General features: G+C 42.9%; 11 protein-coding genes. 3 read left to right on the top strand and 8 right to left on the bottom strand.

Annotated features, from left to right (window positions below):
- Nucleotides 1-879 precede the first annotated feature (879 nt).
- The 6 genes from M1B78_RS07485 to M1B78_RS07465 all read right to left on the bottom strand — a co-directional run bounded on the left by M1B78_RS07485 (nt 880) and on the right by M1B78_RS07465 (nt 2761).
- Nucleotides 880-1053 (bottom strand): hypothetical protein, encoded by a 174-nt coding sequence (locus M1B78_RS07485; protein WP_176469037.1) that lies wholly within the window; start codon nt 1051-1053, stop codon nt 880-882.
- 55 nt (nt 1054-1108) lie between these two features.
- Entirely contained in the window at nt 1109-1273 is a 165-nt protein-coding gene (locus M1B78_RS07480; protein ID WP_168354357.1) for a hypothetical protein, read from the bottom strand.
- A gap of 223 nt (nt 1274-1496) precedes the next feature.
- Nucleotides 1497-1829, bottom strand: a complete 333-nt coding sequence (locus tag M1B78_RS18860) for a CPBP family glutamic-type intramembrane protease (RefSeq protein WP_430732564.1) — start codon at nt 1827-1829, stop codon at nt 1497-1499.
- A 216-nt stretch (nt 1830-2045) separates the two neighbouring features.
- Nucleotides 2046-2246, bottom strand: coding sequence for a hypothetical protein (locus tag M1B78_RS07475; protein ID WP_257940315.1), 201 nt, complete (start codon nt 2244-2246; stop codon nt 2046-2048).
- A gap of 55 nt (nt 2247-2301) precedes the next feature.
- Entirely contained in the window at nt 2302-2466 is a 165-nt protein-coding gene (locus M1B78_RS07470) for a hypothetical protein (protein ID WP_176469456.1), read from the bottom strand.
- A 169-nt stretch (nt 2467-2635) separates the two neighbouring features.
- Nucleotides 2636-2761, bottom strand: a complete 126-nt coding sequence (locus tag M1B78_RS07465) for a hypothetical protein (RefSeq protein WP_255260550.1) — start codon at nt 2759-2761, stop codon at nt 2636-2638.
- A gap of 308 nt (nt 2762-3069) precedes the next feature.
- Here M1B78_RS07465 and M1B78_RS07460 point away from each other — a divergent pair, with 308 nt between their 5' ends.
- The 3 genes from M1B78_RS07460 (at nt 3070) to M1B78_RS07450 (ending at nt 6300) form a co-directional block, all read left to right on the top strand.
- Complete coding sequence (locus M1B78_RS07460) at nt 3070-4257, top strand: sensor histidine kinase (protein WP_176469455.1); 1188 nt, start codon at nt 3070-3072, stop codon at nt 4255-4257.
- Nucleotides 4241-4954, top strand: coding sequence for a response regulator transcription factor (locus M1B78_RS07455; RefSeq protein WP_057281630.1), 714 nt, complete (start codon nt 4241-4243; stop codon nt 4952-4954). Before M1B78_RS07460 ends, M1B78_RS07455 begins: the two co-directional genes overlap by 17 nt.
- A 107-nt stretch (nt 4955-5061) precedes the next feature.
- Complete coding sequence (locus tag M1B78_RS07450) at nt 5062-6300, top strand: serpin family protein (RefSeq protein ID WP_257940314.1); 1239 nt, start codon at nt 5062-5064, stop codon at nt 6298-6300.
- 81 nt (nt 6301-6381) lie between these two features.
- Here M1B78_RS07450 and M1B78_RS07445 read toward each other — a convergent pair whose 3' ends face one another.
- Nucleotides 6382-7608 (bottom strand): TolC family protein, encoded by a 1227-nt coding sequence (locus tag M1B78_RS07445; protein ID WP_257940313.1) that lies wholly within the window; start codon nt 7606-7608, stop codon nt 6382-6384.
- Entirely contained in the window at nt 7601-10723 is a 3123-nt protein-coding gene (locus M1B78_RS07440; RefSeq protein ID WP_257940312.1) for an efflux RND transporter permease subunit, read from the bottom strand. Before M1B78_RS07440 ends, M1B78_RS07445 begins: the two co-directional genes overlap by 8 nt.
- Nucleotides 10724-10798: the final 75 nt, after the last annotated feature.

The raw sequence follows: 10798 nt of genomic DNA, 5'->3' as shown, positions 1-10798 counted from the left end.
TAAACTTATCAAAGAACTCTTTGGCATAGTGGCAGAAGCCGCTTAGCCGATATGGTGAATTTTTAACGGACTATTATTGAGAGATGAATGTTTTATATCTATTTTTGTGGAGAATTGTGATAATCATCATAATGAAGTATAGAAAGAAATACCTAATATTAGTGCCTAATTTTAATATCATTTTTAGAAATGTAAAAAATTGATTCTGGGTAAATAGGCTTGTTAATCCTATGATAATAATTTAAATTCTCGTATTGTGAGTTATAATATGAGATGAAGAATACTCAATATTTAGGATATTTCTTATATAAAATGAAGATTACAATGGTAGCTATTGAACATCCTAATAATTTAATGAGGTTATTTGTGGAAATCTCAAAGAATGGAAAATGAAAGAGAAGACAAGGGATTAATAATGAAATCAACTTTTTGTTGTTCGTTATTTTCTTTTTATATACTAAGATGAGTATAGAATCGAATGAGAAGGTAAATGTGAATCCACTGATAAAAGATGTACTATAGTAATCATTTGTGCCATATTTTAATAGATATGGTTGGATTATATTATTAGTAATAAAACAGATTGTTGCAGTAAATGCGATACTTAATATTGGTGAAAATTTCATACAACTTTTTGGTTTTAATAGGTGAATACTATCTGCATCATTTGATGCAGATAGTTTCATCATGGTTTTTATAGACTATGGTAGGTTAATAAGCACAAAGTTGCTAGTTCGAAAACAGAAAAGGCTGCTGTCCTTGCTATACCGTAGAGAAGTCCTTCTGTAAGTTCGTTTAATTCGCCACCGTTTATTTCTTGTAATTCTAGGTTGGATAATTCTGTCATCATTGTATGTTAATTTAAAGTTGATATTTATTTTATTTTGTCCAAGAATTCCAACCGGCTTTTAAAGCTTCACATGCACTATTGGGATTCATTATGATATCAGTTATAATTAAACCGAAAATTACTCCTACAAGTCCACCGTTTACATCCTTCATGTCCTGCAAACTCATTTCCTGCATCATTGCATTGTCTTTTAAATTTTTCATAACTCAAAATGTTTTAATTATTAATAAAAGGGTTAATAGAACGTTTCTATTGCGATTAATAGAACTTGAAATCTTCTTTGCTTGGTATCTTAAAATCCGGCATACCATTGTTGTCGTCTATGGGCTTAATGGGAGAATCGGTGGGGGCATATCCTCCCGATACAACTCTCTGCTCTTTTTTTGTTAAAGGCTTTACCTTGTGTTCGATGTTCTTTTCCATTGTTTTTCTTTTTTAAGTTAATGTTTAAATAGTGAATCTCTGATAGTAAGCGGTATTGTAAATGCGCTGCTGAAACCGATATCTGCATCGCAGATGCAACGTCAGTTCTACGTTAAAGTTTACGTCTTTGTTTTTTGAGGATTTGTAGTTCTCATTTGGTGGCGTAAAGCTATTCTGGTATATTCTTTACGATGAGGATGTCTTTTCCGTTGATTGAAATTATCTAATGCAAATAGTTTAATAGAAATGCTACCGAATTATGTAATGTATGAACAGACGAGATAATGAGAAAGGCTTTGAAATCGGAATAATGTTTCTTGTAAACGATATACCATAATTGATATAAACACCCTACTATGCCTGCATGAACAGCATAGTCGGGCGAATATAAATGATATAGCCCGAATATGATTCCAGAGCAGATTGATATGCCTATCACTTTACATCCGAACGTTTCTTTGAGAATATAATAAGGAAGAATTTGTCCGGTAAAAGTTTCCATCAATGGAGCTAATAGTATAGCGTAGAAACCAAAGAATAAGGTCTCATTAAGCATGTTGGGGCGTGGAGTATTGCTTATTTGTGGAATTAATATGGGAATTATATAGGATAATAATATTAATATTATGATGGATTTCCATAAAGGTAATTTGTATATAGCTATTATTATACGTCTCATGCGTGTTGAAAATAAATGGTAAATATTGCAATGGAGTTGTGTCTCTGCTGTTGAGGCAGAGACACGATGAAGTTTCACTATGCTTTTTTGACTTTATTTGAATGGCATATCTGTAGCAACAGTACCTCCTTCTGCCTTTACTTGTGCATATGCACCGGTAATCGCTTCACGATTATCAATCAAATATTCACACGTCAGTTCATAGAGTGCCCACCAAGGGCTACCACCGTTTACATCCTTCATGTCCTGCAAACTCATTTCCTGCATCATTGCATTGTCTTTTAAATTTTTCATAACTCAAAATGTTTTAATTATTAATAAAAGGGTTAATAGAACGTTTCTATTGCGATTAATAGAACTTGAAATCTTCTTTGCTTGGTATCTTAAAATCCGGCATACCATTGTTGTCGTCTATAGGCTTAATTGGAGAATCGGTGGGGGCATATCCTCCCGATGCAACTCTCTGCTCTTTTTTTGTTAAAGGCTTTACCTTGTGTTCGATGTTCTTTTCCATTGTTTTTCTTTTTAAAGTTAATGTTTGAATAATGAATCTCTGATAGTAAGCGGTGTTGTAAATGCGCTGCTGAAACCGATATCTGCATCGCAGATGCAACGTCAGTTCTACGTTAAAGTTTACGTCTTTGTTTTTTGAGGATTTGTAGTTCTCATTTGGTGGCGTAAAGCTATTCTGGTATATTCTTTACGATGAGGATGTCTTTTCCGTTGATATTTATTATTTCATATACAACTCTTCCTCCAAAAATTTGCATTTCTTCTTCCTTGGTTAATTCAATAATAAGTTCTTTCATTGTTCTAATAATTTAAAGTTATACATTATTTCTTTCTTTTAATACCGCAAAAATACAAGGGAAGATTTTTGTAATCTGTTAGAAAAATGTCAGTTTTAGGTTAAAGTTTTAATTTAATTAATATCTTTGCAACGTAAATGAAATTAATGAAGAAACAAAAATATAAATACATTCGTTTGTTTACCTTTTTAGGTTTGATTGCTGTACTGTCATTGCAGACAGTATGGATATATAATACTTATATGCTTATAAGGTATAATATTCAGAAGGATTGTTGTGAGGTTTTGGAAGAGGCTATTGAAAATGAAATGAAAATAAGAATGGCATGTACTCCAGAAGGAACACAAGTCATAGGAGGTGAAGTGAATGGTACCATAAATCCGCTGACTTATTTTTGTGAGAACTTGTCTAATATGGGATATAAAATGTCTCTGTTAAAAGTGGATTCCATAGCATCTGCTTTGCTGAAGGAATATAGTATTGAAAGTAATTTTGTTGTTTGTACCATGAATCCTCAGAATGATAGCATTTTGCAAGTTAGTAAGAAAGAAAAATTACCTCTATGGGGCATCATAAAGTCTGCCCCATTTGCTATAAAATCAGATTCCACTGAAGCTGTACAACTTGTTCTTGTCAATCCTTATAAAGTATTTTTTGAACGTATGGGCTTGTTGATGATAGCCTCCTTTATCATGCTGGTTTTGGTAATCGGTTGCATTATCTATCAGATTAAAGTAATCATCTATCAGAAGAAAGTGGCCAAGCTTCGTGAAGACTTCTCATATGCTATGATTCATGACATGAAGACACCGCTTAGCTCTATCATGATGTGCTCTGATGCGTTGAATGACGAGAAGATAGAAAGTATGCCGGAATTGAAAAAAAGCTTTCTGGGAGTGGTGAAGTCCGAAACTGTACATTTGCTGAAGTTGATAAACAGACTGTTGACTATCTCGAGGCTGGAAAGCCATAAGTTGACGATGGTCAAGGAGAAAGTGCAACTGGAACCGATGCTTGAAAGAATAATGGAAACCTTTAAGGCAAAATCTACCAAGCCGTTGCATTTCACGTTAAACCTGCAAGCCAAGGAAGTGAATGCTGACAAGGAATATCTGGAAGAGGCTGTCTATAATTTGGTGGACAATGCCGTGAAATATTCTAAAGACGAGGGGGAGGTAGAGATAGAAATAACTTCGGAGTGCAGCGGAGGTTATTCCTGCATCAAGGTGCGCGACAACGGTATCGGTTTTTCTGAAGAAGATAAACGTAAGATATTTGATAAATTTGAGCGTGGTTCTGCCATCAAAAGCTCCCGTTTGGGCAAGGTCGCAGGGTTTGGATTGGGACTGAACTATGTGTATCGGGTGATGGAGGCACATGGAGGGACAGTGACGGCAAGCAGCGTGGTTGGAAAATTCAGTGAATTTACATTGTATATGTCAGCATCGGAGGAAGAGGATACTGAAAACAAAATGATAGATGGAAAACAAAATTAAATTGCTTTTGGTGGAAGATGATTCCATGTTGACCTATGTCGTAAAGAGCAGTCTGGAAGGACTGATTGGAGGATATGAGGTTATTACGGCTGTTAATGGGCAAGAAGGCTTGAAAGCATATCAGGAGTATCATCCGGATATTATTATCTCGGATGTGGATATGCCGGTGATGAATGGTCTTCAGATGGTGGAGCGCATCCGTGAAGTGGATGGAAATATACCTATCTTACTGGCTTCGGCGTTGGGCTCGCCCAAAGATGTGACCAGTGGATATAAGTTAGGAGCCGATAATTACGTGAAGAAGCCTTTTGTGGCTGAAGAACTGGATGCACATATACATGCTTTGCTTAAATTGAGAAAAGGACAGCCTTCGCGCAATGAAACAGATTGCTACCACTTCGGGCAATACACACTGGATGCCGCACACGCAACCCTTAGGAATGACAAAAACGGTGAGAAAACAGTGTTAAGTCGGCGCGAAGCCGGAATTCTCAGACTTCTTGCACAGAACAAGAATCAAGTAGTGAAACGGGGTGCTATTGTCAGCCACAATTGGGAGACTCAGGATGAAAACGACTACTTTATCTCGCGTAGCCTTGATACCTATCTGGTGAAACTACGCAAATGCTTGGAAGACGATCCTACGGTATCCATAAAGACAGTCAGAGGGGTGGGGTTGATGTTGGTAGAGGAATAATTGAGTAGGAGTGTATCATTTTTTTATTGTTTCTTCAATGCAGTATTTTGTTTGTTCAAGCATTTTCTATATATAGATAACTGTTTTAAAACTAATACTATTTGCTTATGCTTAAAAAAACGATTACTGCCTTAAGCCTACTTTGTATCCTTGCAGCCTGCCAGAGTGACGACAACTCTTCACCACAACCCAAGCCCCGCAAAGACATTGCCTTGACCCGTGCCGAGCAGGAGATGACGGATTTAGGAACGGATTTCGCTTTCCGTTTCTTTAATCAGATTTGTAAAACTGAGGTGGAAAAGCCCAATCTGTTCATCTCTCCTTTGAGCGCTTCGCTCTGTCTGTCTATGATTGCCAATGGAGCGTCGGGAAACACACTGTCTGAGATGACAGATGTCCTGGGCTTTTCGGGCTATTCGTTAGAGGAAATGAACAACTATAATAAGAAGTTGGTGGAGGCGTTGCTCGATTTGGATAATACCACACAGTTGGGAATTGCCAATTCCATCTGGATAAAGCAAGGGTTCGGTGTTCATGACGACTTTGTAAGCGTGAACAAAAAGATATATGACGCGCAAGTGCAGGAACTGGATTTTGCCTCTCCCAAGGCTCCGGACATTATAAACAGTTGGTGTGCCGGGAAAACGAATAATTGCATAAAGGAGGTTTTGACGGAGATGCCTGCGAGTGCACGTATGTATTTGTTGAATGCTCTCTATTTCAAAGGAATCTGGAAAAATCAGTTCAAGAAATCAGATACAAAGGCAGAGCTGTTTACAAGTGTGGACGGAAGCCGGTCGACGGTACAGATGATGAATATGTCCAAAGAACGTTTCAATTATACGGAAAATGAATGCTTTTCCATAGCAGAGTTCCCTTATGGTAATGAAGCTTTCAGTATGGTAGTGCTTTTGCCGGCCGAAGGAAAGTCTTTGGAGGAATGTCTGCCGCAATTGACGGATGAGCATTGGCGGGAGTGGAGCAATACTTTGTCAGGTACAATGCTGAATGTCAAGCTGCCACGGTTCGAACTGAAATATGACAAGGGCTTGATAGAAGATATGCAAGAAATGGAGATGAAGGATGCCTTCGACAGCAGGCGCGCTGATTTCTCTAAAATGTCCAATGAGGAATTGTTTGTCGACCTGTTGCAGCAATATACTTATGTAAAGGTGGATGAAGAGGGGACGGAAGCTGTGGCTGTGACTATCGCAGGAATGGTAGATGCGACTGCTCCCGGTCCAAGTGCGGTCATTCCTTTCTATGTAGACCGTCCTTTCGTCTTCCTGATAAAGGAAAAGAGTACGGGAATCATTCTGTTTATGGGGAAAGTCACGAAACTGTAACTGCAATATATGTTGAAAGTAAAGGAAGGTGTGTCAAGAACTAAGATGTCCTTTTTACTTTGACACACCTTCCTCTTTTCTTTATAACCGGTTCTTGTATATCTGCGCCATTGCCTTCTGATACTGGTTTTCCAGTTGCAGGAGGTTTGTCTTGCTTTGATAGACCACCGATATTTCAACGAAGTACTCAATCATACTGATTTGCCCTCCCATAAGTGCTTGTTTCAGCAAGGTGAGGTCTTGCTGCTGCTGGAAGGTGCGCTCGTATTCCTCCATGGAAGCGTGCAGGTTCTTGGCCTCTTCATAGAGTTGCCACAAGGCAGAGCTGGCTTGCAGTGCGGCGTTCTCCTTTTGATAGTCTATGTTGAGCGCCTGTGTCTTGGCTATCTTGACCTTATTGCGGTTCTCGAAAAGCGGGAAAGAGAAGCCTACTACCACGCCGTTCAGCGGGTGCCCTGATTCGGTATTTCTACGGTAACCCAGTTCCAGTTTGGGCAACCAGCCTTGCTTGCTTGCCGAAATCTGTTTTCGGGCAGCAGAACTTTCACCTTGCATGGATTGCAGGGTGGGGTCTGAAGCCAGCAGTTCGTCGACCAGTGGGCGGAAGTCGGCCGGCAACGGCACTGCCGGGTACTCTGTCAATCCGAGCGTTTGGGCGTCGGGTATGGTACCGGACATGGGACGTCCCGGTGTGAGCGGCTGGTTTCCGTTGAGGACAAGCAGCTCTTTCAGTTTATTGTTAAGTGCCGTTTGGTTCATGCGGGCTTCCGTGCGTACATTCAGCAACTCCAGATTAATTTTGTTGGTTTCCAGTGCATTGGCATCTCCCGTTTCCAGACGTCGGGTATACATGGCCGACAACTCCTCTGCATTCTTCAACCGTTCGTCGAGCAGAGCTTGCTGGCGTTGCAGCATGATGATGTCCAGGCATACTTCCTTCGCTTGCAGTAATATCTGCTGGCGAAAGGCGGTGGCTTGTGCATCCAGTGCATTTGCCTTGAGTCGGTTCATCTTTCCTCGGGTGGCATAAAGCGTGGGGAAGTCGAAGCTTTGCGAGATAACCATTTCGCCAACTGTCTCGTCACTGTTCTTGGAGTCCCAAAGGTGGGCGTATGATAGTGTAGGGTCGGGGAGGTTGTTGTTGGTCTTGCTCTCCAGCTTTTGTGAGGAAATGAGGTGGAAGTTGGCCTGCAACTCCTTGTTGTTGGCCTCTATCTGCTGGAGTACGGCATCAATGCCGGACGTTTGTGCGCTCATCCCCGCAAAAGCGAGGATGGCGGCGCTGAATATGAAAAATCTTTTATTCATTGTCTGACGTTTTAGGTTGTTGGTTATGGTGCATCATCAGGTAAACAATCGGAATGATGAAACCGTTCAGGAACGTGGATGTTAAAAGGCCGCCCAAGATAACCTTTGCCATCGGGCTTTGTATTTCGTTGCCTGGCAGATCGCCACTGAGAGCCAGTGGAATAAGTGCCAATGCACTGGATAGGGCGGTCATCAGGATTGGATTCAGACGGTCGAGTGAACCGCGGATAACGCTGTCGTAGACGTCATAGCCTTCTTCCTGCTGCAGGTGGTTGTAATGGCTGATGAGCAACATTCCGTTTCGGGTGGCGATACCGAACAGTGAGATGAAACCGATGATGGCGGGGATACTCACTTCGCCTGTTGTGATGAGTAGGGCGAACACACCGCCTATCAATGCCAGCGGCAGATTGATAAGGATGATGGAGCTCTCTTTCACACTGCGGAATTCATGGTAGAGGAGCAGGAATATCACCACGATGGACATGAACGAAGTAAGTGCCAGCGTGCGGCTTGCCGCTTGCTCGCTTTCGAATTGTCCGCCATATTCGATGTGGTACCCTTCCGGCAGTTTGATTTGTGCATCCATCTCGGCTTGTATATCGTTGACTACGCTTCGCAGGTCGCGGTCGGCCACGTTGGCGGAAATGACGATTTTACGTTTTACATTTTCGCGACTGATGGTGTTCGGACCCATGGTTGAGCGGATTTCCGCTACATAGTTCAGTGGAATCTTTTGTCCGTCACTTGTATCAATCATCAAGTTACGGATTTTTTCCGTTTCGTCGCGTAGGTTGTCTTTCATGCGTACGGTCAGGTCGAAACTCTTTCCCTTTTCGTAAACTAGGGAAACAGCTTCACCGGCCAGGCAGACATTGACAAACTCCGAAAATTCGGGCAGTGAAATGCCATATTTGGCAAGTATTTCCCGTTTGGGCGAAATGACAAGCTGCGGACGTTCAATTTGCTGTTCCACGTTAAGGTCGGCAATACCGGGAATGCCCTGAATAGCGTTCTTGATTTCATTGCCCAGAGTGAACATGCGGTTCAGGTCGTCGCCGAACAGTTTGATGGCGATGTTCGCCTTTGTACCGGAAAGCATGGCATCTATACGGTGGCTGATAGGCTGGCCTATTTCCACGTTTGCCCCTACAATGGTACCCAGTTTTTCGCGGACTTCTGCCACAAGCTCGCTGCGTGAGCGGTCTTTCAACTCAAACGGTGCCTCAATCTCGGAGACATTTACTCCCAGAGCGTGTTCGTCCAGCTCCGCACGTCCCGTTTTACGGGCCACGGTTTGTATTTCGGGGATGGAGAGCAGCAGTTCCTCGGCACGATGCCCCATCTTATCGCTTTCTTCCAGAGAGATGCCCGGAAGCGAGGAGATATTGATGGTGAACGAACCTTCATTGAATGGTGGCAGGAACGAGCGGCCCAGGGTGAAGAAACAGCCGAGTGCCACTACAAACAAGCTGATAGTACCTCCCAGCACCCCTTTCTTATGTCCCAATACGAAAGTCAGCGCTGTGCCATACCATTGTTTCATTTTGCGTGCCACGACAGAGTCACCGTTGGCATTGTTCTTTTCCTTTATTTTTTCTTTCCCCAACAAGTAGGAGCAAAGTACCGGCGTTACGGTCAGCGCCACAACGGTAGAGGCAATCAATGCCACGATGAACGCAATGCCCAGCGGTACCAACATTCTACCCTCCATACCGCTCAGGAAGAATAGAGGTACGAAACTGGCAATGATTATCAACGTTGAATTGAGGATAGGCATACGTACTTCTTTCGATGCATTGAACACCACCTCCAATATGGGCATCCGCTCTTCGGCAGGCTTCAGCCTATTTTCGCGCATGCGCTTGTAGACGTTCTCCACATCCACGATGGCATCATCCACCAGCGAACCGATGGCGATAGCCATACCTCCCAGGCTCATGGTGTTTATCGTAAAGCCCATATAGTGTAGGGCAAGGATGGAGGCAATCAGTGATAACGGTAGCGTCACCAGCGAGATGACTGTGGTACGTACGTTGGCAAGGAATAGGAAAAGCACGATAACAACGAAAATACCTCCTTCCAACAATGACTTTTGAACGTTTCCGATGGAACTTTCGATGAAACGGCTTTGACGGAAGATGTCAGTAGATACTTTTATGTCGGCAGGCAGGTTCTTCTGCAAGTCTTGCAGGGAGGCTTCCAGTTTGTCTGTAAGCTCTAGTGTGCTTGTAGCGGGTTGCTTGGTGACCGTCAGTAGTACGGCATGTTTGCCACGTTCCGATGCAGTACCCAGTTTGGGAAGTTTGGCTCCGATTTGAACATCGGCAATGTCTTCCAGCAGGATGGGGGCGCCAAAGGCTCCGTTGCTCCGTACCACAGCTTTGGCTATCTGGTCTACCTTGTCGGTAGAAAGTACGCCGCGTACGATATATTCATTGCCATATTCATAGAGCACTCCGCCATTGGCATTCAGGTTCATTTCGCGAGTGGCGTTCGTTACTTCGCTCAATGTCACACCGTAGTGGCGCATCCGTTCCGGATCCAACTGTATTTGATATTCCTTGATGTCGCCACCTAATACGGCAACTTGTGCCACGCCACCCGTAGAAAGCAGACGGGGGCGTATAGTCCAGTCGGCAATGGTACGCAAATCCAGCATGGAAGTTGAATCTGCCGTCAGACCAATAATCAGCATCTCACCTAAGATGGAAGACTGTGGTCCCAGTGTTGGCTTGCCTACATTGGCGGGTAATGATTCACTGACGACTGCCAGCTTCTCGCTGACAATCTGCCGTGCCAGGTATATATCCGTATCCCAGTCGAATTCTACCCAGACAACAGAGAATCCGTTTGTTGAGGAAGAGCGTACACGGCGCACACCCGTTGCACCGTTCACAGCTGTTTCTACGGGAAAAGTGACCAGTTGCTCCACTTCCTCTGCCGCCATACCGTTTGCTTCGGTCATGATGACCACTGTCGGCGCATTGAGGTCAGGAAACACATCCACTTCCGTATGCATGGCGGTATAAGTGCCGCCAATCAGCAACAGCACCGATGCTACCAGCACCAAGATGCGGTTTTGAAGAGAAAAAGCGATTATTTTGTTTAACATCTTTCTATTTACTATTTACAATGTACGATGTACAATTTGGCTACACGATTGCAGCTCTGTTAGTAGAATTATTCT

Source organism: Bacteroides muris (ex Fokt et al. 2023), assembly GCF_024704895.1.
Taxonomy (GTDB): Bacteria; Bacteroidota; Bacteroidia; order Bacteroidales; family Bacteroidaceae; genus Bacteroides; species Bacteroides muris.
The sequence above is the reverse complement of the archived record's forward strand: the minus strand, read 5'-3'. Positions and strand labels throughout refer to the sequence as shown.